At 53.9% G+C, this 21691-nt stretch carries 19 protein-coding genes, 1 pseudogene and 1 riboswitch; of the genes and pseudogenes, 8 read left to right on the top strand and 12 right to left on the bottom strand.

Annotation, left to right across the window (positions count from 1 at the left end; translation table 11 throughout):
• Window positions 1–77: 77 nt before the first annotated feature.
• On the bottom strand, window positions 78–2111 hold the full coding sequence (metG, locus tag ACOTYH_RS14705; protein WP_023304104.1) for a methionine--tRNA ligase: 2034 nt from the start codon (window positions 2109–2111) through the stop codon (window positions 78–80).
• A gap of 137 nt (window positions 2112–2248) precedes the next feature.
• Between metG and apbC the strand changes: the two genes are divergently transcribed.
• Window positions 2249–3358, top strand: a complete 1110-nt coding sequence (apbC, locus tag ACOTYH_RS14700) for an iron-sulfur cluster carrier protein ApbC (protein ID WP_421637801.1) — start codon at window positions 2249–2251, stop codon at window positions 3356–3358.
• 89 nt (window positions 3359–3447) lie between these two features.
• On the opposite strand, the gene ACOTYH_RS14695 is transcribed toward apbC, so the two are convergent.
• Window positions 3448–3927, bottom strand: coding sequence for a GNAT family N-acetyltransferase (locus ACOTYH_RS14695; RefSeq protein ID WP_032619327.1), 480 nt, complete (start codon window positions 3925–3927; stop codon window positions 3448–3450).
• Window positions 3878–4210, bottom strand: a complete 333-nt coding sequence (locus ACOTYH_RS14690; protein ID WP_047636951.1) for an RcnB family protein — start codon at window positions 4208–4210, stop codon at window positions 3878–3880. The genes ACOTYH_RS14695 and ACOTYH_RS14690 overlap by 50 nt, the downstream gene beginning before the upstream one ends.
• A 482-nt stretch (window positions 4211–4692) precedes the next feature.
• Here ACOTYH_RS14690 and ACOTYH_RS14685 point away from each other — a divergent pair, with 482 nt between their 5' ends.
• From ACOTYH_RS14685 to ACOTYH_RS14675, 3 genes are read left to right on the top strand one after another with little or no spacing between them, the layout of a single operon-like run.
• Window positions 4693–5832: a polysaccharide export protein gene (locus tag ACOTYH_RS14685; RefSeq protein WP_047733545.1), complete on the top strand. Its 1140-nt coding sequence runs from the start codon at window positions 4693–4695 to the stop codon at window positions 5830–5832.
• Window positions 5832–6281: a protein-tyrosine-phosphatase gene (locus ACOTYH_RS14680; RefSeq protein WP_017383364.1), complete on the top strand. Its 450-nt coding sequence runs from the start codon at window positions 5832–5834 to the stop codon at window positions 6279–6281. Before ACOTYH_RS14685 ends, ACOTYH_RS14680 begins: the two co-directional genes overlap by 1 nt.
• Window positions 6281–8479 (top strand): polysaccharide biosynthesis tyrosine autokinase, encoded by a 2199-nt coding sequence (locus ACOTYH_RS14675; RefSeq protein WP_421637800.1) that lies wholly within the window; start codon window positions 6281–6283, stop codon window positions 8477–8479. Before ACOTYH_RS14680 ends, ACOTYH_RS14675 begins: the two co-directional genes overlap by 1 nt.
• Window positions 8480–8523: 44 nt before the next feature.
• On the opposite strand, the gene ACOTYH_RS14670 is transcribed toward ACOTYH_RS14675, so the two are convergent.
• The 5 genes from ACOTYH_RS14670 to ACOTYH_RS14650 all read right to left on the bottom strand — a co-directional run bounded on the left by ACOTYH_RS14670 (window position 8524) and on the right by ACOTYH_RS14650 (window position 13682).
• Window positions 8524–9990, bottom strand: coding sequence for a pyridoxal phosphate-dependent decarboxylase family protein (locus ACOTYH_RS14670; protein WP_033487339.1), 1467 nt, complete (start codon window positions 9988–9990; stop codon window positions 8524–8526).
• An 18-nt stretch (window positions 9991–10008) separates the two neighbouring features.
• The gene (locus ACOTYH_RS14665) at window positions 10009–11385 is read right to left on the bottom strand and encodes a diaminobutyrate--2-oxoglutarate transaminase (RefSeq protein ID WP_015572345.1); all 1377 of its coding nucleotides are present in this window, start codon (window positions 11383–11385) and stop codon (window positions 10009–10011) included.
• 311 nt (window positions 11386–11696) lie between these two features.
• A complete protein-coding gene (locus tag ACOTYH_RS14660) occupies window positions 11697–12134 on the bottom strand; it encodes a hypothetical protein (protein WP_033487338.1) in 438 nt (145 codons plus the stop codon).
• Window positions 12135–12142: 8 nt separating this feature from the next.
• Window positions 12143–12367 carry a hypothetical protein gene (locus ACOTYH_RS14655; RefSeq protein WP_071524132.1) on the bottom strand — a complete coding sequence of 75 codons (225 nt, stop codon included), beginning with the start codon at window positions 12365–12367 and terminating at the stop codon, window positions 12143–12145.
• Between the two features lie 196 nt (window positions 12368–12563).
• On the bottom strand, window positions 12564–13682 hold the full coding sequence (locus tag ACOTYH_RS14650) for a YadA C-terminal domain-containing protein (RefSeq protein ID WP_050515891.1): 1119 nt from the start codon (window positions 13680–13682) through the stop codon (window positions 12564–12566).
• Between the two features lie 747 nt (window positions 13683–14429).
• Window positions 14430–14526: riboswitch (TPP riboswitch) on the top strand.
• A gap of 35 nt (window positions 14527–14561) precedes the next feature.
• Between ACOTYH_RS14650 and thiM the strand changes: the two genes are divergently transcribed.
• The 3 genes from thiM to ACOTYH_RS14635 are packed head-to-tail and all read left to right on the top strand — an operon-like array spanning window position 14562 to window position 16918.
• Window positions 14562–15332, top strand: coding sequence for a hydroxyethylthiazole kinase (thiM, locus tag ACOTYH_RS14645; protein ID WP_032654237.1), 771 nt, complete (start codon window positions 14562–14564; stop codon window positions 15330–15332).
• The gene (thiD, locus tag ACOTYH_RS14640) at window positions 15329–16129 is read left to right on the top strand and encodes a bifunctional hydroxymethylpyrimidine kinase/phosphomethylpyrimidine kinase (RefSeq protein WP_017383356.1); all 801 of its coding nucleotides are present in this window, start codon (window positions 15329–15331) and stop codon (window positions 16127–16129) included. Before thiM ends, thiD begins: the two co-directional genes overlap by 4 nt.
• Window positions 16130–16171: 42 nt before the next feature.
• Window positions 16172–16918, top strand: a complete 747-nt coding sequence (locus ACOTYH_RS14635) for a GntR family transcriptional regulator (RefSeq protein ID WP_003859242.1) — start codon at window positions 16172–16174, stop codon at window positions 16916–16918.
• Here the strand turns inward: ACOTYH_RS14635 and ACOTYH_RS14630 are convergent.
• Genes ACOTYH_RS14630 through ACOTYH_RS14620 form a run of 3 tightly spaced genes read right to left on the bottom strand, consistent with a single transcriptional unit; the run spans window position 16892 to window position 20120 of the window.
• The gene (locus ACOTYH_RS14630) at window positions 16892–17845 is read right to left on the bottom strand and encodes a PfkB family carbohydrate kinase (RefSeq protein ID WP_023295037.1); all 954 of its coding nucleotides are present in this window, start codon (window positions 17843–17845) and stop codon (window positions 16892–16894) included. The genes ACOTYH_RS14635 and ACOTYH_RS14630 overlap by 27 nt on opposite strands.
• The gene (locus ACOTYH_RS14625) at window positions 17842–18846 is read right to left on the bottom strand and encodes an ADP-ribosylglycohydrolase family protein (RefSeq protein WP_032654232.1); all 1005 of its coding nucleotides are present in this window, start codon (window positions 18844–18846) and stop codon (window positions 17842–17844) included. Before ACOTYH_RS14625 ends, ACOTYH_RS14630 begins: the two co-directional genes overlap by 4 nt.
• A complete protein-coding gene (locus ACOTYH_RS14620) occupies window positions 18843–20120 on the bottom strand; it encodes a nucleoside permease (protein WP_421637799.1) in 1278 nt (425 codons plus the stop codon). Before ACOTYH_RS14620 ends, ACOTYH_RS14625 begins: the two co-directional genes overlap by 4 nt.
• A 248-nt stretch (window positions 20121–20368) precedes the next feature.
• On the opposite strand from ACOTYH_RS14620, the gene fbaB reads away from it, so the two are divergent.
• Window positions 20369–21421, top strand: coding sequence for a class I fructose-bisphosphate aldolase (fbaB, locus tag ACOTYH_RS14615; protein ID WP_015572352.1), 1053 nt, complete (start codon window positions 20369–20371; stop codon window positions 21419–21421).
• A gap of 54 nt (window positions 21422–21475) precedes the next feature.
• On the opposite strand, the pseudogene ACOTYH_RS14610 reads toward fbaB, so the two are convergent.
• Window positions 21476–21691 (bottom strand): annotated as a pseudogene (locus ACOTYH_RS14610) (cytochrome C biogenesis protein CcdA); the annotation flags it as partial.

Here is a 21691-nt window from a genome sequence, read left to right as displayed (position 1 = left end):
GCCTACAAAACCCGTAGGCCCGTGCAAGCGTAGCGCCGCCGGGCAAAAAAAAGCCGGATTCTCATCCGGCTTTTTTATTACTTCACCTGCTGACCCGGCTTCGCGCCTTCGTCAGGGCTTAACAGGAAGATATCTTTCCCGCCCGGGCCTGCGGCCATCACCATCCCCTCAGAGATGCCGAAGCGCATTTTGCGCGGCGCCAGGTTTGCCACCATCACGGTCTGACGACCAATCAGCACCTGCGGATCGGGATACGCGGAACGAATGCCGGAGAAGACGTTACGCTTCTCGCCGCCCAGATCCAGGGTCAGACGCAGCAGTTTGTCAGAACCTTCCACGAACTCCGCGTTTTCGATCAGCGCCACGCGCAGGTCGACTTTGGCGAAATCATCAAAGGTGATGGTCTCCTGAATCGGATCGTCCGCCAGCGGGCCGGTCACCGGTGCGGCGGCCGCTTTCACCTCTTCTTTGGATGCTTCCACCAGCGCGTCAACCTGCTTCATCTCGATGCGGTTATACAGCGCCTTGAAGGTGTTCACCTTGTGGCCGAGCAGCGGCTGCTGGATGGCATCCCAGGTCAGTTCGGTGTTCAGGAATGCTTCCGCGCGGGCTGCCAGCTGCGGCAGAACCGGCTTCAGCCAGGTCATCAGCACGCGGAACATGTTCAGACCCATGGTGCAGATCGCCTGCAAGTCGGCGTCGCGGCCTTCCTGTTTCGCCACCACCCACGGCGCCTGCTCGTCCACATAGCGGTTGGCCACGTCTGCCAGCGCCATGATTTCGCGAATGGCTTTACCGAATTCACGGCTTTCCCAGGCTTCGCCAACCGCAGCGGCGGCGTCGGTGAAGGTTTTATACAGCTCAGGATCGGCCAGTTCGGCAGAAAGCACGCCGTCAAAGCGTTTGGCGATAAAACCTGCGTTACGGGACGCCAGGTTCACCACCTTGTTGACGATGTCCGCGTTCACGCGCTGCACGAAATCTTCCAGATTCAGGTCGATATCGTCGATGCGGGAAGAGAGCTTCGCGGTGTAGTAGTAGCGCAGGCTGTCCGCGTCAAAGTGGTTTAGCCAGGTGCTGGCCTTAATAAACGTCCCGCGAGATTTAGACATCTTCGCGCCGTTCACCGTTACGTAGCCATGTACGAACAGGTTGGTCGGCTTGCGGAAGTTGCTGCCTTCCAGCATTGCTGGCCAGAACAGGCTGTGGAAGTAAACGATGTCTTTACCGATGAAGTGATACAGCTCGGCATCGGAATCTTTCTTCCAGTATTCGTCGAAGCTTACGGTGTCGCCGCGCTTGTCACACAGATTCTTGAACGACCCCATGTAGCCAATCGGCGCATCCAGCCAGACGTAAAAATATTTGCCCGGCGCGTTCGGGATTTCGAAGCCAAAGTAGGGCGCATCGCGGGAGATATCCCACTGTTGCAGCCCGGATTCGAACCACTCCTGCATTTTGTTCGCGACCTGCTCCTGCAACGCACCGCTGCGGGTCCACGCCTTCAGCATTTCGCTGAACGACGGCAGGTCGAAGAAGAAGTGCTCGGAGTCACGCATCACCGGCGTCGCGCCGGAGACCACGGACTTCGGTTCGATAAGCTCGGTCGGGCTGTAGGTTGCGCCGCACACTTCGCAGTTATCGCCGTACTGGTCCGGGGATTTACATTTCGGACAGGTGCCTTTGACGAAACGGTCCGGCAGGAACATGCCTTTTTCCGGATCGTACAGCTGAGAGATGGTGCGGTTTTTAATGAAACCGTTCTCTTTCAGACGGGAGTAGATCAGCTCTGACAGCTCGCGGTTTTCGTCGCTGTGCGTGGAGTGATAGTTGTCATAGCTGATATCAAAGCCAGCAAAATCGGTCTGATGCTCCTGACTCATTTCGGCGATCATCTGTTCCGGGGAAATGCCCAGCTGCTGCGCTTTCAGCATGATCGGCGTGCCGTGGGCATCGTCCGCACAGATGAAGTTCACCTCGTGGCCGCGCATTCGCTGGTAACGGACCCAGACATCAGCCTGGATATGCTCCAGCATGTGGCCGAGGTGGATTGAGCCGTTGGCGTACGGCAGGGCGCACGTTACCAGAATTTTTTTCGCGACTTGAGTCATAGTAGGCATTACTTCTTTTAACTGTGAAAAGGGTTTTCGATATTACCAAAAGGGGCATTATTAAGTAAGCACAAACCGCGGCCTTTCAGGTAAACTTGTTTGTCTAAGGTCTTATTCACAAGAACAAAGGAGTCGGGATGAGTTCTCAATCCCAGGCCAAATCACCGGAAGCCTTACGAGCAATGGTCGCCGGGACGCTGGCTAATTTTCAGCATCCAACCCTGAAGCACAATCTCACGACGCTGAAAGCGCTTCATCACGTCGCATGGCTGGACGATACGCTGCACATTGAGCTACAGATGCCGTTCGTCTGGACCAGCGCCTTTGATGCCCTGAAAGAGCAAACCAGCTCTGAGCTGCTGCGCATTACCGGCGCAAATGCAATTGACTGGAAGCTAAGCCACAGCATCGCCACGCTCAAGCGCGTGAAAAATCAGGCGGGCGTTAACGGCGTGAAGAACATCATCGCCGTCAGCTCGGGCAAGGGCGGGGTGGGTAAATCGTCGACCGCCGTGAACCTGGCGCTTGCGCTGGCGGCTGAAGGGGCGAAAGTCGGCATTCTGGATGCGGATATCTACGGCCCGTCCATTCCAAACATGCTGGGGGCGGAAAACCAGCGTCCAACCTCGCCGGACGGCACCCACATGGCGCCAATCGTGGCGCACGGTCTGGCGACCAACTCCATTGGTTACCTGGTCACGGACGATAACGCAATGGTCTGGCGTGGCCCGATGGCCAGCAAGGCGCTGCTGCAAATGTTGCAGGAGACAATGTGGCCTGACCTCGATTATCTGGTACTGGACATGCCGCCGGGCACAGGTGATATCCAGCTGACGCTGGCGCAGAACATTCCGGTTACCGGCGCCGTCGTGGTCACCACGCCGCAGGATATCGCGCTGATCGACGCCAAAAAAGGCATCGTCATGTTCGAGAAGGTGGAGGTGCCGGTACTGGGTATCGTCGAGAACATGAGCATGCACATTTGCAGCAACTGCGGGCACCATGAGCCTATCTTTGGTACCGGTGGCGCCGAAAAGCTGGCGGCGCAATACCACACGCAACTGCTGGGGCAACTGCCGCTGCATATCACACTGCGTGAAGATCTGGATAGCGGTAAGCCGACGGTGGTCAGCCGTCCAGATAGCGAATTCACGGAAATCTATCGTCAGCTGGCGGGGCGCGTTGCGGCGCAGCTTTACTGGCAGGGCGAAGTCATTCCGGGTGAAATCGCCTTCCGCGCGGTGTAACGCCTCTGCGCGTTAGTGCCGGGTGGCGGCTTCGCCTTACCCGGCCTGGCTCGATTTTGTAGGTCAGGTAAGCGTAGCGCCACCTGACTTTACCCAAGCCGATAGTGCATCAAATAATACTCTCCGTCCGGAGAATCTCCCGTCGCCTCAATGTGCCAGCCGTGGCGCTGGTAAAACGCAACCGCCCGCTCATTCTTCACCAGACACTTGAGTGAACCCGTGCTGGTAAACGTCTTCTGCACGTGTTCAAGCAACACATGTCCGACGCCCAGGCTCTGATAGTTCGGATCGACAAACAGGTTGTGCAGAAAATTATCGTTCGTCGAGACTGAGGCAAAGCCAAGTCGGTGCCCATCCTGCTCCGCCACCCAAATCCCTTCGTCCAGGGTTGCCGCGTCAAAATCTTCAAGCTGCCACGCAGAACTGTCCATCCACGGCCAGGCTTCACGTCGGGCGTGAAGGAAGAGCGTGCGCAGGAAAGGGCGATCGCTCTCCTGCCACGGACGGATTAGGATCGTATCAGCGGTGATAGAAAATATCTCCGTTATAGGCTTTGTAGATTTTGCCATCGGCATCGCCAATCAGAACATAATTCTCACCCATGTAGGTCCAGTGTGTGCCGGCATCGGGCGCGGGAAGGTTACGCAGCTGGTACTGTTTGATGGTGTACTCAGGCGTCTGATACTGCGCGGGCGCGGTGTCGCCGATTTTAAACTTCGTAAAATCGGCAATAAACTCTTGCTCTTCATAGGCCTTGATGCCGGAAGGCGCTGTCGATGTTTGCGGTGCAGCGTGCGCGACCCCCGCCAGTGACAGTAATACACCCAGAAGCAACAATTTACGCTTAGCCATTTTTTCTCCAGTCATATCGTTACTGATACTTTTTGTGTGCAGATCCGCTAACGGATGGCAGACAGTTCATTTTAAGTATCCTCACAGGGTGAGTTTGCAAAAAATGTAACAAAAGTGCACGGTTTTGTGTAGTCGCAACCGTCATTAATTATTACTTCGACGAATAAATATGAGCTTATACAGATAACATAATTATTGGTTTATTAATTAATTCTGAAAAAACATTTTCAAGGCAAATTTACTAAGATTCAGGCATGCATTCAACAAATAGAACATTTAAGATTGCCTGAAACCCTCTTTCCGAAAGCCTGATTAAGACAATGCAGGGCTGTAAAGTCTGCCCAAAGGAATGTCGTGTGGTTTTATAAATACTCTTTGTGTTTCTGTTAATTCATTGAATAACAGCAACTTGTGCTTGAGTGAAATGTTACTGTTTTATCCTGTATACGATAATCACTACTATAAAAGATATTATGTAATAAATGAAAAACACAACAGTTGTATCGATATTATTTTTAATTATTACCCCCTTATCTGGCTGCGTATTTTACCCTGGCCAGCATCTCGATCTCGCTGGAAAAAAGATAATTGCCGCAGAAGATGCAAATGATCGTCTTGAGAAACGGATTGATGTTTATCCTCTTACGCCTTCGTTAATTGAAAAATTGCGGCCATCGGTTTTGAAATCTCAGGCAAATCCTAATCTGGATGAACAGGTCAAAAACTGGGAATACCGTATCGGCGTTGGGGATATTCTGACCGTCACCGTCTGGGATCACCCTGAACTGACAACCCCGGCAGGGCAGTATCGTAGCGCCAGTGACACCGGTAACTGGGTCAATGCCGACGGCACACTTTTCTATCCCTATGTCGGTAAATTGCCGGTGGCTGGCAAAACGGTCGCACGGGTACGCGAGGAGATCACGGCCCGGCTGAACAATGTTATTGAAAGCCCGCAGGTGGATGTCAGCGTCGCCTCTTTTCGCTCACAAAAAGCCTATGTGACGGGCGAGGTGGTGAAGTCAGGGCAGCAGGCTATTACCAATATCCCGTTAACGGTCATGGATGCCGTAAACGCCGCTGGGGGGCTCTCTGCCGACGCGGACTGGCGCAATGTCGTGCTGACGCATAATGGGAAGGACACGCGCCTCTCGCTATATGCGCTGATGCAGCATGGCGATCTCACGCAAAATAAGCTGCTCTATCCCGGCGATATTCTGTTTGTCCCCCGTAACGATGCGCTGAAAGTGTTCGTCATGGGCGAGGTCGTTAAACAGAGCACGCTGAAAATGGATCGCAGCGGCATGACCCTGGCCGAAGCGCTGGGCAATGCCGGTGGGCTGAACCAGAATATGGCCGATGCCACCGGAATTTTTGTCATTCGTTCGCTGCCGAAAAGCGAGCGTTCAGAAAAAATTGCCAACCTCTACCAGCTCAATGCTCAGGACGCATCAGCCATGGTGTTAGGCACCGAGTTTCAGCTTGAGCCCTATGACATTGTCTATGTCACCACTGCACCACTGTCCCGCTGGAATCGTGTGATATCACAGCTTGTTCCGACCATCAGCGGGATGCATGACCTTACCGAAACGGTTCGTTACATCAGATCGTGGCCGCAATAATGTTCAAATCAATACTCGTGGTTTGCACCGGAAATGTCTGCCGTTCTCCGATTGGGGAGCGGCTTTTACGCCAGCACCTGCCCGACAGATATATCGCCTCGGCGGGCATATTCGGGCTTGAAGGGTGCCCGGCGGATGACAGCGCCCAGGACGTAGCCTGGCGGCATGGGATTTCCCTCGACGGTCATGTGGCGCGCAGGCTGACACGCAATTTGATGCAGGGATCCGATCTTATCCTGGTTATGGAGCCGGAACATCTTCGCTTCATTGCGGCCATGGCGCCGGAGATTCGAGGAAAGTCGCTGCTTTTTGGGCAATGGCTGGAGCCGCAGGAGATCCCCGATCCCTACCGTCAAAGCCGGGAAGCGTTTGAATATGTGTTTGGGCTATTGGGTAAAGCCAGTCAGGAATGGGCACGTCGTTTAGGTCAGAAAGGAATGAAGCATTAATGTCGTCTTACACAACAGACAATTATGGTGCAGCGGCACCCCAACAACATGAAGTCGATCTCGTTCGTTTGCTCGTCGAGATGATCGACCACCGCACGATGATTCTGTGCGTGACGCTCCTGTTCATCCTGTGCGCCGGTCTCTATGCCTGGATTGCGCCACCTGTTTATCAGGCGGATGCCATGGTGCAAATTGAAAACAAACACGATAACAACCTGCTCAAAGGTTTGAGCCAGCTGGGCACCGATGTGTCGCCGGATGTTGCCCCTGAAATTTTACTGCTGAAATCCCGCATGATCCTCGGCGAGACCGTTGATAAATTAGCTCTGACACAGCAGGCAAAGCAGCGCGTTTTGCCTGTGGTGGGGCGTCTCTGGCAGCGTCTGCAAGGGCGTGAGCAGGGCAAAATCACGTTAGGCGAACTCCAGATCCCGCAGGTGGAAGGCAACGCGCAAGAGCTCACGCTGACCGTACAGGAAGCGGGAAAATATCACCTGACGGGCGAAAACATTGAGGCCGACGGCCAGGTTGGGAAAACGCTGGTTACGCAAGGGATCGTTCTGCTGGTGACGTCGATTGAGGCTGAGCCAGGCACGCAATTTTCGCTTAAGTCGTTGACGCGGCTTGAGACGATCAACGCGCTGAAGAAGCGTCTCACGGTTGCAGAATCGGAGAAACAGAGCGGTATCGTGACCTTAACCCTGACGGGCGAAGACCCTGACAGCATCGCCCGGGTGCTGAATGCAATTGCTGAAAATTATCTCCAGCAAAATATCGCGCGCCAGGAGGCTCAGGATTCTCGTAGTCTGGATTTTTTACAGGCGCAGTTGCCGAAAATCAGCGCGGACCTTGATCAGGCAGAAGCGCGGCTGAATGCCTACCGGGCGCAGCGAGACTCGGTGGACCTGTCTCTGGAGGCAAAATCTGTCCTGGATCAGGTTGTTAACGTTGAGAATCAGCTAAATGAGCTGACGTTCCGGGAGGCAGAGATCTCCCAGCTCTTTAAAAAGAGTCACCCTACCTATCGTGCATTGCATGAAAAGAGACAGACCCTTGAGCGGGAACGGGAGCGTCTCAATAACCGTGTGTCAGCTATGCCCTCCACGCAGCAGGAGATTTTACGCCTGAGCCGCGATGTTGAGTCGGGTCGCACGATTTATTTACAGCTATTGACGCGCCAGCAGGAGCTGAATATTTCCCGCTCCAGCGCTGTCGGAAACGTGAGGATCATTGATGAGGCTGTTACGCTGCCGGACCCGATAAAGCCGCGTAAAGCGTTAATCATCGTTCTTGGCGCGCTGTTCGGGCTAATGCTCTCAATGGGGACCGTGCTGGTACGTCAGGCGTTCAAACGTGGGATCACGCTTTCCGAACAGCTGGAAGCGCAGGGGATGCCGGTTCTGGCTACGTTGCCACGTTCACAGTGGCTGTGGAGTAAAACGCAGTTGCGCAGAAAAAATCCGTTTTCTCGTCGCTGGAAACACAAAACCTCGGATGTGCCTTTCCTGCCCGTCGATCGTCCTGCTGATATGTTTGTTGAAGCGGTGCGCGGGCTGCGGACCAGTCTGCATTTCACCATGATGGAGGCTGAGAACCGCATTGTGATGATTTCTGGCCCCACGCAGGACTGCGGAAAAACGCTGGTGGCGACGAATCTGGCGGCCATCGCCGGGCAGAGCGGTCAGCGGGTGCTGTTTATTGATGCGGATATGCGCCAGGGCTATGTTCATAATATTTTTGGTCTGGAGAACCGCCACGGATTGTCCTGCCTGCTCGAAGGGAAACGCGACTTAGCGGAGGTCATTCAGCATGCTGAAAAAGGGGGAATTGACGTTATCACCTGCGGCCCGGAACCCCTGCGCCCGTTAGAATTGCTGTTAAGCGAACGATTCCTTTCCGTCATGTCCTGGGTTAACGAGCAATATGACATCGTCATCATTGATACACCGCCGGTCCTGGCCGTCACCGATGCCGCGCTGGTCGCCAGAGCAGCCGGAACAACGCTAATGGTTGCCCGTTTCGATAAAACCAGCGTGAAAGAGATGGAGAATACCGTTAAACGGTTACAGCACGTCGGCGTGAAGGTCAGCGGCACAATCCTCAACGATATTGTTAAATCCGCAGCGCTGTATTACAGCTCGGGGTACAGCCAGTATGAATACGGTTATGCTTCGAGGAAAAAAGGGGAAAGGCGTTAGCGCGGGAAAAACAATCCCTCTCCCGGGTGGGAGAGGGATAAGTATTACTTCGCCATCACTTCCTGCGCGGTACGCTCAACCAGAGACAGCAGGATTTTTACGTCCTCCAGCGTCACGGTTGGGTTCAGCAGGGTCAGCTTCAGGCAGGTGATACCGTTATGCTCGGTCACACCGACGTTTGCACGGCCAGACTCCAGCAGCGCATCGCCAATTTTCTGGTTCAGCAGGGCAATACCGGCGTCATCCATCTGCGCCTGCGGACGGAATCGGAACAGCACGCTTGCCAGCTGGGGTTGCATCACCAGTTCCAGAGCAGACTGCTCTTTCACGTAAGCCGCAACCTGCTGTGCCAGCGTCACGCCGTGATCGATGATTGCCGCGTATTGCTCCTGACCCAGCGCTTCCAGGCTCATCCACAGTTTCAGCGCGTCGAAACGGCGCGTGGTTTGCAGAGATTTGGAGACCAGGTTAGGTACACCCGCTTCTTCATCGAACTCAGAGTTCAGATAGGCCGCCTGATAGCGCATCAGTTCATAGTGACGCGCTTCTTTCAGCAGGAACGCACCGCAGCTGATGGTCTGGAAGAACTGCTTGTGGAAGTCCAGGGTGACGGAATCCACGAGCTCGATACCGTCCAGGTAGTGACGATACTGCTCAGACATCAGCAGCGCGCCGCCCCAGGCCGCATCAACGTGCACCCAGATATTCTGTTTCGCAGCCAGCTCAGCAATAGCACGCAGCGGATCGATAGCACCCGCATCGGTCGTACCGGCCGTGGCCACAATCGCCAGGATCTGCTCGCCGTTCGCGTTGCACTGTTCGATTTTCGCCGCCAGATCGGTGAGATCCATGCGGGAGAATTCGTCAGTTTTCACCTGCACCACGGACTGGTAGCCCAGACCCATCAGCGCCATGTTTTTCTGCACGGAGAAGTGGGCATTTTCCGAACACAGCACGCGGATCTTACGCAGATCGCCTGTCAGACCGTCCTGCTGAACCGAGTGGCCCTGACGCGCAAAGAACGCGTCACGCGCCAGCATCAGCCCCATCAGGTTACTCTGGGTGCCGCCGCTGGTGAAGACGCCTGCGTCGCCAGCCTGATAACCCACGCGGGTACGCAGCCATTCGATCAGTTTGATCTCAATGATGGTTGCGGACGGGCTTTGATCCCAGGAGTCCATACTCTGGTTACTGGCGTTGATCAGCACTTCCGCCGCCTGGCTAACCACCAGGCTTGGGCAGTGCAGGTGCGCCACGCACTGCGGGTGATGAACGGACAAACTGTCTTTCAGGAAGAACTCCACGGCGCGTTCGATCGCCGCTTCGTTGCCCAGCCCTTTCGGGTTGAAATCCAGCTTAATACGGTCGCGCAGCTCTGCGACCGTTTTGCCCTGGTACATCTCAGGCTGTTTCAGCCACTGCATCACAGCCTGAGTGCTTTGTTCAATCGCCTGCTGGTAAGCTTCAATGCTCTGCGCAGAGGAGAACAAAATTGGGTTTGAATCAGACATCGTATTCAACAACTCCTGTTATGCCGGGCTAACGCCCGCAGCAAGCAGTGCCTGCTCGAATTTATCCAGGAAGACTTTCAGCTCGTCATCGCTGATAAGCAGAGAAGGCAGCAGACGCAGAACGATACCGTTACGGCCGCCACGCTCCAGAATCAGGCCGGCTTCGAAGCATTTCTTCTGGATCAGTGCAGACAGCTCGCCATCGCCCGGGAAGCAACCCATGTGATCGGCGGCTTCATGTGGCTTAACGATTTCAATACCGATCATCATGCCCAGACCGCGAACGTGGCCGATCACCGGATAGCGTTTCGCCATCTCTTTCAGCTGGCCTTTCAGCCATTCGCCCTGTGCGGCTACTTTGCCCGCGATGTTCTGGTCTTTCAGGATCTTCAGCGTGGTCAGACCGGTAGCCATCGCCAGCTGGTTGCCGCGGAAAGTACCGGTATGGTGACCTGGCGCCCATGCATCGAACTGCTTTTTGATACCGAGCACGGCCAGCGGCAGACCGCCACCGACTGCTTTAGACATCACGATGATGTCTGGCTCAATGCCAGCGTGTTCGAAGGCAAAGAATTTACCGGTACGGGCAAAGCCAGCCTGGACTTCGTCGAGGATCAGCAGGATACCGTGTTCCTGAGTGACTTTACGGATGCGCTGCAACCACTCAACAGGCGCCGGGTTCACGCCACCTTCACCCTGAACGGCTTCGAGGATCACCGCGGCAGGTTTACGCACGCCGCTTTCGACGTCGTTAATCAGATTTTCGAAGTAGTAGGTCAGCGCCTTCACGCCCGCTTCACCACCGATACCCAGTGGGCAACGATACTCGTGTGGGTAAGGCATGAACTGGACTTCTGGCATCATACCGTCAACCGCTTCTTTCGGAGACAGGTTGCCGGTGACGGACAGTGCGCCGTGGGTCATACCGTGGTAACCACCAGAGAAACTGATGATACCGCTACGACCGGTCACTTTTTTCGCCAGCTTCAGCGCCGCTTCAACGGCATCAGCCCCGGACGGGCCAGTGAATTGCAGGCAGTACTCTTTGCCCTGACCAGGCAACAGAGAGAGCAGGTATTCTGAAAACGCGTCTTTCAACGGCGTGGTCAGATCCAGGGTATGTAACGGCAAGCCGCTGGTAATGACATTTTGGATGCTTTTCAGCACATCAGGATGATTGTGTCCAAGCGCGAGGGTGCCTGCGCCTGCTAAACAGTCAAGGTATTCTTTATTATCTGCATCGGTGATCCACACGCCTTCTGCTTTCGTAATCGCTAAAGGCAATTTGCGCGGATAACTCCTGACGTTAGATTCAAATTCGGCCTGACGGGCCAGATAGGTTTCGTTGCTTTTGTGGGCATCTACGGTGTCAATACGGACTTTATCCGTCATCATATCACTCCTACAACCGCCGCTTCGTTATGAGCAACGATTGAATAAAAAGTTAAAAAACAGATGGGGCCTGAAAAAAACGCCGCCAATATAGAGCCTTTTGTCACCGGGCTCAATGGTTAATTTGCTTACTGTTTTGTGACACAGGGCACAGGGCAGGGAAGATCGCCGTTTGTATGGGGGAGATTGCACTTTATGCTAAATAAAAACAGCAGCTTACGTATGATTTATCCGCATTGTAAAATCAGACAAAAGAGTGTGACAAATCGTGCGATTGTCAGGTGAAAAGGAGGCAGTGAGCCTCCTTACGCTGTTTATTTCTGGCTAACGCGTAAAATACCGTGTTCACGTCCCTTCGTTTTATTCCACGACGCGTCCGTAATACCGTTTTCATCCAGGCTTAGCGATATCACAAAACCATTACCACGGATCTCATAGAAATTCGCATTCAGACGTTTAACGCTGGCTTTTTTGCCGTTTACGGTGGCGCTAAAGAAGCCGTTAGAAAGCGTGGCGTTAACCGTATCCGACGAGAACGAGGCTTCACGCAGGGGATCGTGAACGGATGTCGTTGGTTCGTGTTGTGCCGCATTTTCCGCTTTGGTTTTGCTGATATCGCAAGAGCCATCGCCAGCGCTAATTTGCGTGCATCCCGAACGCTCTAATTGAGCGCGATAATGGGCGTTTATGGCGTGCGCAGGCGTCACCACCACAGAGAAAAGTAACGCCAACAGCGTAAATTTAGTTTTCATAAATACCCTTAATTATGGTGGTGATGTTTTTGATTAGCGTCCGCCGCACGAGCGGCATTTGCATATGCAGCAGAGAGTGACGCATTGTTGATGCCTTGTTGCCTTTGTTGTTCAGAAAGATAGCAGGTATCGTAACTGACCCCTTTCGCAGTGCAATTTGCGATGCGTTGCTCAGGCGAGACACAACCTGTAAGCACGGCAGTACTTATGACTAATATCATTAATTTTTTCATTTTATCGCCTTAAAAACGACACAAATAATAAGAAACGTACATCATGCCGATCCAGATCCCGATTGAAATGAGCATCACGTACAGGGCAGCTGAAATAAAAATATGTTTGAGCATGTTCTGTTTAATGAATAAAAGTGTGACGTCGAATAGTTGTTAAGTTATACAAGTAATATTATAGAGGTTTTAGGCTTTTGATTTAAAAGCCAATACCGATGCCTGCACCCATAGCAAGATCGCTGTTTGTAGAATCACTTATACCAGCCTTGATTACAGCGTGTTCACCTGCATGGAAAGATGCTCCTGCGCTGATAGCTTGCTCATTCTTAAATGACCCCACACCGGCGGAGAACATTACAGATTGCTCTTTCTCTACTTGTGGCATGGAAGCGAGAGCGATAGCAGAGGCAACGCCGCTACGCGCTTCTTTCTTGTTCTCGTCAACTTCATTTTGCAGGCTTTTGAATTGAGCATTGCTTGAAGATTGTGCTTGGGCAAAAACATGTTGAGTGGCTTTCAGGTCAGCAGCTTGTGCCGCTGTTTGAGTATTGAGTAATTTAATTTTGTTGATAGTAGCTGTATCAACTTCTTTCTTCGTGATGATTGTTGTTACACCGTTTTTACCGTCTTTACCATCAGCACCATCTTTACCATCATTGCCTTTAGCTCCGGGTTTACCTTCAGCCCCGATAGCACCTGCTACACCCTGAATCCCTTGAGCACCTGCATCACCTTTTGCACCTTCTTTACCATCAATACCATCTTTCGGCACTGGTGCATTCTCAAGTGCAGTGATACGGGTATCGTTAATACTAATTAACCCGCTATTGATACGTGTTTGATCTGCCACGACAGCAATATTTTTTGCATTGTTGTCTGCGGTGATTTGAGCATTTCCAGCAGCAGCTAACGCAGTATGAGCGGTGCTATCAGCATCATTAGCGCTGATTTGAGCGGTAGTAATGCCGGTGCTTAACAAAGTTTTGTTAGCTTGCAGATCTGCATTGATGTTATTCACATTAGTAATCGTCTGGTTCAGTAATGACGTATTACCCGCTACGTTAGTATTAGTGGAATCAATTGAGGATTGCAGTTTTTCGCGATCGCCTTGCAGGTTGTAAATCTGGATAGCCTGGCGATTATTATCACTCTCAACAACATCTAAATCATATACACGGTTATCTGTACCATTAAGGTGAAAACCTGAAGCAGGGTTATTTTGATCATACAGAACAGCAGACGCAGCATTAGCATTATCAACGATACTGGCAAACAGAGTACCAATGACAGCGATTACTGCTTTGTTGAAGAATTTCATTTAAAAGGCTCACATCATTAGAAAGAAAAAATCACATTAGCGTTATGGCTTACGTTTGGTTGTGCAGAGCAAAACGGGTAAGTTTAAGTATTTAAGGGTTTTTGTATTTATTTAATTTCATTGCTGAACTATAGTTATTTTGCACCTAAAAATATTGATTTAAATCAAGATTTATTTGAATGATTAAAAGTGGATAAGGTACGTGTGTTTTATTTTTTTTCTATTAAAAACAAAAGGTTGCTGATGATTGTTTTAGTCTCTATATTTAACTTGATGATAAAAATGAAATTTTATTTCAATTTTATTTTAATGTTCTTTAAATGTACTCGTTTGTTAGTTTTGGGATATGATTTCATTTGAAAGTATTAGTGTGTGAAACTGAAAGTTTACATTGAATCAGTAAGTTTTGAGGTGAAAAAAAACCAGAAAAGTATCAGGAGAACGTAACGTAAGTTTTAAATGGGAGGGTGTTGGAAAAGCTGGGCGTCTGGTGTGCAGAATGATGATCAGGCGAAGGGTTCTCTTTTTCATAATTGTTGAGATAGTTACTGTCAGTATTATGTGGCTATATATGTTGTACCTGGTGAGATTCAGAACAGGGGAGTTAAAGAAGACATTCTTTATATAGTTTGCGGATTTCAGGTGTAATACCTGCTTTGATAAAACGAAACATCTTGCGCCCTGCCTATGGCCACGGTTACACTAAGTACCTACATATTCTTTTTATGTAACTGATTGTATTGTAATTAATTTGACTCGGGGTGCCCTTCTTTGTGAAGGCTGAGAAATACCCGTATTACCTGATCTGGATAATGCCAGCGTAGGGAAGTCAGATGCCTACCCGGTCATCGCTTCTTCACGCACGGCAGGAGCGAAACCATGCAGCCTGACCTGCTCGACTCACACGTTTTACATCAATTCCGAACCCGTTCCCCGCTCACGCACTGTATGACCAACGATGTCGTGCAGACCTTCACCGCCAACGTTTTGCTCGCGCTGGGTGCTTCCCCGGCAATGGTGATCGAAGCCGAGGAAGCGGAACAGTTTGCCGCGCTTGCAGATGCTCTGCTCATCAACGTGGGTACACTCACCGCGCCGCGCGCCCAGTCGATGCGTCGGGCCATTGAGAGCGCGGTAGCCGCGGGTACGCCCTGGGTTCTGGATCCGGTTGCGGTTGGCGCGCTGGCGTATCGCACCCGATTTTGCCAGCAAATATTGTCCCTCAAACCTGCGGCCATTCGTGGAAACGCCTCCGAAATCCTCGCCCTTGCCGGAATGAGTGCGGGCGGGCGCGGGGTTGATTCCACCGATACGGCGGCGAGCGCGTTGACCGCTGCGCAGACGCTCGCCCGCCAGACCCACGCCGTTGTGGTCGTCACAGGAGAAGTGGATCACATCACTGATGGTCAGCGAACCCGTACGGTCGCGGGCGGCGACACGCTGATGACCCGCGTGGTGGGAACAGGCTGTGCGCTTTCGGCGGTCGTCGCCGCCTGCTGTTCGCTGCCTGGCGACAGGCTTGATAATGCGACGGCAGCCTGCGGCTTTATGAAGCGCGCAGGGTCAGCTGCACTGACTCACAGCCGGGGCCCCGGCAGCTTTGCCCCGGCGTTTCTGGATGCGCTTTACGCGCTGGAGGAGCTGGTATGACACGCATTAATGCCTTGACTATTGCGGGAACCGATCCCAGCGGCGGAGCGGGGATCCAGGCAGACCTGAAAACCTTCTCTGCGCTCGGCGCTTACGGATGCTCGGTTATCACCGCGCTGGTGGCGCAAAACACGCGCGGTGTACAGTCGGTATATCGTATTGAGCCGGATTTTGTCGCCGCACAGCTGGATTCGGTATTCAGCGATGTACGCATCGACACCACCAAAATCGGCATGCTTGCAGAGGCGGACATTGTTGAAGCGGTCGCTGAACGTCTCAAACGTTATCAGATAAAAAACGTGGTGCTCGATACCGTGATGCTGGCCAAAAGCGGCGATCCGTTGCTCTCCGCCTCTGCCGTCGACACCCTGCGTAAAAAGCTGCTGCCGCAGGTGGCGCTGATCACGCCAAACCTCCCTGAAGCCGCCGCGCTGCTGGATGCGTCACACGCGCAAAACGAACGTGAGATGAAAGAGCAGGGCAATGCGCTGCTGGCGATGGGATGCAGCGCGGTGCTGATGAAAGGCGGTCATCTTGATGATGCAGAAAGCCCGGACTGGCTCTTCACCCGCGATGGCGCTCAACGTTTCACTGCCCCGCGGGTACAGACCAAAAACACCCACGGCACGGGATGTACGCTCTCGGCGGCGCTGGCGGCGCTGCGTCCCCGAAACGCGAACTGGGCGGATACGGTGCAGGAGGCGAAGATCTGGCTCTCGTGCGCGCTGGCAAAAGCCGATTCTCTGGAAGTGGGTCACGGTATTGGGCCGGTTCACCATTTTCATGCATGGTGGTAAGCCGTATACTGGCGTAAAACCTTATGCCAGAGAAAAACAGAGATGGAACAAGCGCATACCCGGTTAATTGCTCAACTCAAGGAACGAATTGCCGCACCGGACAACACGCCGTTGTACCTGAAATTTGCCGAAACGGTTAAAAACGCGGTACGCAGCGGCGTGCTCGCGCACGGTAATATTTTGCCGGGCGAGCGCGATCTGAGCCAGCTGGCCGGTGTGTCGCGCATTACGGTGCGTAAAGCGATGCAGGCGCTGGAAGAGGCCGGCGTCGTCACCCGCGCGCGTGGATACGGAACGCAAATCAACAATATCTTTGAATATTCGCTAAAAGAGGCGCGCGGGTTTTCTCAGCAGGTGGTGCTGCGGGGCAAAACGCCCAACACGCTGTGGGTTAATAAACGCGTCGTGAAATGTCCGGAGGAGATCGCCCGCCACCTTTCCCTTGCGCCGGACAGCGATGTATTTCTGCTTAAGCGCATCCGCTACGTGGATGACGATGCGGTATCAATAGAGGAGTCCTGGGTACCGGTAGGATTAATCCCCAATCCGGACGACATCGGCGTCTCGCTTTACGATTACTTCCGCAGCCAGAATATCTTTCCGCAGCGCACCCGTTCCCGCGTCAGCGCCCGGATGCCGGACAGCGAGTTTCAGGCGCATATCAAGATGGACGATAAGATACCGGTGCTGGTGATCAAGCAAGTCGCGCTCGATCAACAGCACCGGCCAATTGAGTACAGCATCAGCTACTGCCGCAGCGACCTATACGTCTTTGTGTGCGAGGAGTAGGGCCTCGCGCGTGGGGGCGCAGTCGCCACCGCGATGGCTGACTACCCAGGCGGCTACGGCATTGCCAAGCTGCACCGCCTCTGGCAGTGACCATCCCGCGGCCAGCCCGGCAAGGGTACCTCCCGCATGGCTGTCACCCGCGCCGATGGTATCGACCACGGTAGCAGGAAACGCCGGAACGTGTCCGGAAGCGTCACCGTCGTACCAGACCGCCCCGTCTTTATCATGGCGTACGATCAGCGCAGCGCCAAACCTCTGCTGCCACCGTGTGCCGAGCTCTTCCACGTTTACGCCAAGCCATTCGGCGGCAAGTTCCGCCTCCTGACGATTGAGCGAGACGATTGGTTTGCAGGCCATGATCCGCGCCATCAGCGGGTCGGGAATATCCGCGATGCGCGGACCGAAATCGATAAAGAGCGTCGCATCCTGAAGACTTTCCAGCCAGGCCGTCAGCAGCTCACCGCTGGGGGACGCCAGCTGGTAGCCGGACAAAGAGATCAGGCTCCCTGCCGGCACGCTTAACCCGTCCAGCCAGCGCTGCTGCCACTGGTTCTCCACGCCGCTAAACGACATAAAGGTCCGTTCACCGTCAGGCTCCACCAGCGCCAGGCACCAGCCGTTATCGCCCGTTTCCGCTTCCACGGCGCTGTGCAGATCCTGCTTCGCCATGGCGTTACGGATAATATCGGCCCACACGCCGTGGCCGACGGGAAGGGCGTTTTGCGCAGCAATGCCGAGCCGCTTCAGGGCGATGGCGATATTCAGCGCGCAGCCGCCAATATTCACTCCCTGTTGCTTCAGCTCGATATCACACCCGCGCCAGGGCAGGGCGTAGGCGTCGGCAATCACGTCGATGACCGCCGCGCCGAGTACCGTTACGGGGCGCGTGGCGTGAAGGGTTTCGAGACGGCGGGCAAAAGCACTCATACGCCCTCCCTTTGCTCCCGGAAGTGCAGCAGTTTTTCGCAGTAGTGGCTGAAATCGAGCCGGTTAACGGCATCAAGTTCGTTTTTGAGTGCCGGATCAATGGCCTGTACACCGTGCAGCGCGCCGCAGATAGCCGTTGCCATCGCGCCGATAGTGTCAGTATCACCGCCCAGGTTGGCGCATAACACCGCGCAGCGGTTCGGATCGGTGCCCGCGAGTTCGACCATCGCAATCGCCGCCGGAACGGACTCAAGGGTGCTCGTGCCCGCGCCAATAAGCTGATAGATCTGCTCGCTGGCGGACTCGGTACCGTTGGCTTCGCGCACGGTTTTCAGGGCCAGCTCAATACGAGCGGAAAGCGATGCGCTGAAGGTGGTCGTGTTCTCCTCCTGCGCCGCACGGGCAATACCCGGCAGGGCATCGGCGATGTGATGCCAGCGCTCGCCGTCGATAGCGCGTGAAACCGCCCAGGCGATCACCACCGCACCGGCGATGGCGAGATCCGATTTATGGGTCGGGCTGGAGGCTAACGCAACCTGTTCCACAAAGTGCGCCAGACGCGTGGCTGGCAGGAGGCATCCCAGCGGGGAGGCGCGCATCGCCGCCCCGTTGGTGACGCCGTTGTTTTCCAGCTGGCTCACCGGCTTGCCGTCACGGATGGCGTTCAGGGCAATTTTGGAGGTCGGGCCGAGCACATTCTTATTGAACGCGTCAAAATCCAGCGCCCAGTCCAGAATATGCTTACCGATAACGTCAGGGTTAATTTCCCCGTCGCATTCGATAATCGCGTCGGCCAGGCACAGCGCCATCGACGTATCATCCGTAAATTCGGCCTGCTTAAAGTAACAGGCGGCATTATTCTCAGCCGGGCCGGGTAAGAAACGGTCGATCCAGCCGAAGTGCGCTTTCACCCGCTTGCGCGGCCACAGCTCCGACGGCATCCCCATCGCATCCCCTAACGCCTGCCCGTAAAGAGCACCGAGAATACGGTCTTGTTTCATTTAACTTCCCCTCGTGTCAGCGCGGTATCGCCATCAACCACCTCAATTGCGGTGATCTCTTTATCCGATTCGCGGAAAAACAGCATAAACAGCACGGCAATCACCACAATCATGATTGCACCAAACGTCCACATTCCGGCCCAGTTGAAGGTCAGCCCATTCACCGGCTCTTTATATGCGAACATTTTTTCCATCATCACGCCGCCGAGACGGTAACCCAGCAGGCTACCAAAGCCCTGACAGCACAGCGTGATCAAGCCCTGCGCCGCGTTGCGCATGTGCACGGGCGCTTTTTTATCCACGTAGATGTACGCGGTGACGTAATAGAAGTCATAGCTTACGCCGTGCAGCAGAATGCCGAGGAACAGCAGGGCGTAGGTGAAGTATTGCTCGGTGCCGCCGTAAACAAAGAAACCGTAGCGAATGGCGGCGGTGATCAGGCCCAGCAGCAAGACCTTCTTAATACCAAAGCGTTTGGTAAAGAATGGCAGAGCGAGCATGAAGAAGATTTCAGAGAACTGGCCGAGGGTCATCCAGCCGGTGGCGTTTTTCATCCCCACTTCGGTGAGATAGCCGTTGGCAAAGATATAGTAGAAGGCCAGCGGCATGGCAAACAGGAACGAGCAGAAGAAGAACACCAGGAAGTTTTTATCGCGCAGCAGGATCAGCGCATCCAGCCCCAGCATCACTTTGAAATCCAGCTTGCCGGTACTCTTCGGCGGGGTATTCGGCAGGAACAGCGCGAAGACGCCAAGCAGAAGGGAGCTGGCAGCGGTCATCAGCAGCGGGATATTGGTGTCAGAGATGTCGCTATAGCCCATCATCTGCGGCAGGAAGCCGCACGCCAGGCCGGAGGCAATCCAGCCGATGGTGCCCATCACGCGGATGCGCGGGAAATCAGCCTCCACGTCATCGACGTTCGCAAAGGCGATGCTGTTGGTCAGCGCGATGGTCGGCATATAGGTCAGGGAGTAGGCCAGCAGCAGCGGGAAGAAGGTGCTGAACTGGGTTTGCTGTGCTGCGAAATACATCAGAATCGCGCCAGCGAACATCAGCACGGCCAGCACTTTCTGGGCGGCGAAGAAACGGTCCGTCAGCGAGCCGACAAGGATGGGAGAGAGGATCGCGGCAATCGCGGTACAGGCGTACGACCAGCCAATTTCCCCGGCGGTAAACCCGCTCTTACTCAGCCACAGCCACAGCGGCACAAACCATGCGCCCCAGATAAACCATTCAACGAACATCATGAATGACAGTTGGACTTTCGTTTTCATTTTTTAATCCTGCATGTCAGAGGTACGCATGTAACATACCATGTGATAATACCTTTTAAATACCTTTAAGGCGATTGTTTGATCAGTGTAACAAAAATGTTGTACACGAAACGAGCCAGCAGATTGTGCTTAAAAAAGTTGCAAATGGTGGAAAATAGGTTAAGTCGGTACCAGGCTTAGTCTGCCTGCAAAAACGTGGGCTTGGATCACACGCTCCGACATCATGTCGGACTTACGGGAGCATCACTATGACTGATATTGCGCAACTGCTTGGCAAAGACGCCGACAGCCTTTTACAGCATCGTTGTATGACCATTCCAGCCGACCAGCTTTATCTGCCTGGCCATGATTACGTAGACCGCGTCATGGTCGACAACAACCGTCCGCCTGCCGTACTGCGAAACATGCAGACGCTTTACAATACCGGTCGTCTGGGCGGGACCGGCTATCTCTCCATTCTGCCCGTTGATCAGGGCGTAGAGCACTCGGCGGGAGCGTCGTTTGCTGCTAACCCGCTCTACTTTGACCCGAAAAACATTGTCGAGCTGGCGATTGAAGCGGGCTGTAACTGTGTGGCATCGACGTATGGCGTGCTGGCCTCCGTTTCCCGCCGCTATGCTCACCGCATTCCATTCCTCGTCAAGCTGAATCACAACGAAACCCTGAGCTACCCAACCGAATACGACCAGACACTGTACGCCAGCGTCGAACAGGCCTTCAACATGGGTGCGGTCGCGGTCGGGGCGACTATCTATTTTGGCTCTGAGCAGTCGCGTCGGCAGATAGAAGAGATCTCTGCCGCGTTTGAGCGCGCGCACGAGCTGGGGATGGTGACCGTATTGTGGGCCTATCTGCGTAACAACGCGTTTAAGAAAGACGGCGTGGATTACCACGTATCAGCGGATCTGACCGGTCAGGCAAATCACCTGGCGGCAACCATCGGCGCGGACATCGTGAAACAGAAAATGGCTGAGAATAACGGCGGGTATAAAGCGGTGAACTTTGGCTATACCGACGACCGCGTCTACAGCAAGCTGACCAGCGACAACCCTATCGATCTGGTGCGCTACCAGCTGGCTAACTGCTACATGGGCCGCGCCGGGCTGATTAACTCCGGCGGTGCAGCAGGCGGTGAAACCGATCTGACCGACGCGGTGCGCACGGCGGTGATTAACAAACGCGCCGGCGGAATGGGGCTGATCCTGGGCCGCAAAGCGTTTAAAAAATCCATGGCCGACGGCGTGAAGCTGATTAATGCGGTTCAGGATGTCTATCTGGACAATAAAGTGACGATTGCCTAATCGCACGCATCTTCCTGCCGGGATAAGCGTGACCCGGCAGGAAAGTTCTCTCGCTTACTCCTTCAGCGTTTCAGGATGAGGAGTATTCAGCAGACCCGCCATCCCTCTCTTGCTGCTATTTGCTTTTTCTAAGCCCGGCTGCGTGACGCGGATAAAGGCACACAGAACAAAAGCCAGCAGATAAAGCACCGTATAGGCGATGACCACGCCGAGCGTGCTGAACCAGGGCAGCAGCACCACGGCAATCGCCGGCGCAAGGAAGTTAGACAG

Source organism: Enterobacter cloacae complex sp. SHL001 (assembly GCF_049236825.1).
GTDB lineage: Bacteria > Pseudomonadota > Gammaproteobacteria > Enterobacterales > Enterobacteriaceae > Enterobacter > Enterobacter hormaechei_C.
Note: the sequence above shows the minus strand (reverse complement) of the source record. Positions and strands in the feature narration are given on the sequence as shown.

Coding starts and splice junctions, on each gene's coding strand:
- ACOTYH_RS14650 (WP_050515891.1), bottom strand. CDS start 13,682: ATGAAATTCTTCAACAAAGCAGTAATCGCTGTCATTGGTACTCTGTTT.
- ACOTYH_RS14660 (WP_033487338.1), bottom strand. CDS start 12,134: ATGAAAACTAAATTTACGCTGTTGGCGTTACTTTTCTCTGTGGTGGTG.
- ACOTYH_RS14685 (WP_047733545.1), top strand. CDS start 4,693: ATGAAAAACACAACAGTTGTATCGATATTATTTTTAATTATTACCCCC.
- ACOTYH_RS14655 (WP_071524132.1), bottom strand. CDS start 12,367: ATGAAAAAATTAATGATATTAGTCATAAGTACTGCCGTGCTTACAGGT.
- ACOTYH_RS14670 (WP_033487339.1), bottom strand. CDS start 9,990: ATGTCTGATTCAAACCCAATTTTGTTCTCCTCTGCGCAGAGCATTGAA.
- thiD (WP_017383356.1), top strand. CDS start 15,329: ATGACACGCATTAATGCCTTGACTATTGCGGGAACCGATCCCAGCGGC.
- apbC (WP_421637801.1), top strand. CDS start 2,249: ATGAGTTCTCAATCCCAGGCCAAATCACCGGAAGCCTTACGAGCAATG.
- ACOTYH_RS14675 (WP_421637800.1), top strand. CDS start 6,281: ATGTCGTCTTACACAACAGACAATTATGGTGCAGCGGCACCCCAACAA.
- ACOTYH_RS14635 (WP_003859242.1), top strand. CDS start 16,172: ATGGAACAAGCGCATACCCGGTTAATTGCTCAACTCAAGGAACGAATT.
- ACOTYH_RS14620 (WP_421637799.1), bottom strand. CDS start 20,120: ATGAAAACGAAAGTCCAACTGTCATTCATGATGTTCGTTGAATGGTTT.
- ACOTYH_RS14695 (WP_032619327.1), bottom strand. CDS start 3,927: ATGGCAAAATCTACAAAGCCTATAACGGAGATATTTTCTATCACCGCT.
- metG (WP_023304104.1), bottom strand. CDS start 2,111: ATGACTCAAGTCGCGAAAAAAATTCTGGTAACGTGCGCCCTGCCGTAC.
- ACOTYH_RS14690 (WP_047636951.1), bottom strand. CDS start 4,210: ATGGCTAAGCGTAAATTGTTGCTTCTGGGTGTATTACTGTCACTGGCG.
- thiM (WP_032654237.1), top strand. CDS start 14,562: ATGCAGCCTGACCTGCTCGACTCACACGTTTTACATCAATTCCGAACC.
- ACOTYH_RS14680 (WP_017383364.1), top strand. CDS start 5,832: ATGTTCAAATCAATACTCGTGGTTTGCACCGGAAATGTCTGCCGTTCT.
- ACOTYH_RS14625 (WP_032654232.1), bottom strand. CDS start 18,846: ATGAAACAAGACCGTATTCTCGGTGCTCTTTACGGGCAGGCGTTAGGG.
- ACOTYH_RS14665 (WP_015572345.1), bottom strand. CDS start 11,385: ATGATGACGGATAAAGTCCGTATTGACACCGTAGATGCCCACAAAAGC.
- fbaB (WP_015572352.1), top strand. CDS start 20,369: ATGACTGATATTGCGCAACTGCTTGGCAAAGACGCCGACAGCCTTTTA.
- ACOTYH_RS14630 (WP_023295037.1), bottom strand. CDS start 17,845: ATGAGTGCTTTTGCCCGCCGTCTCGAAACCCTTCACGCCACGCGCCCC.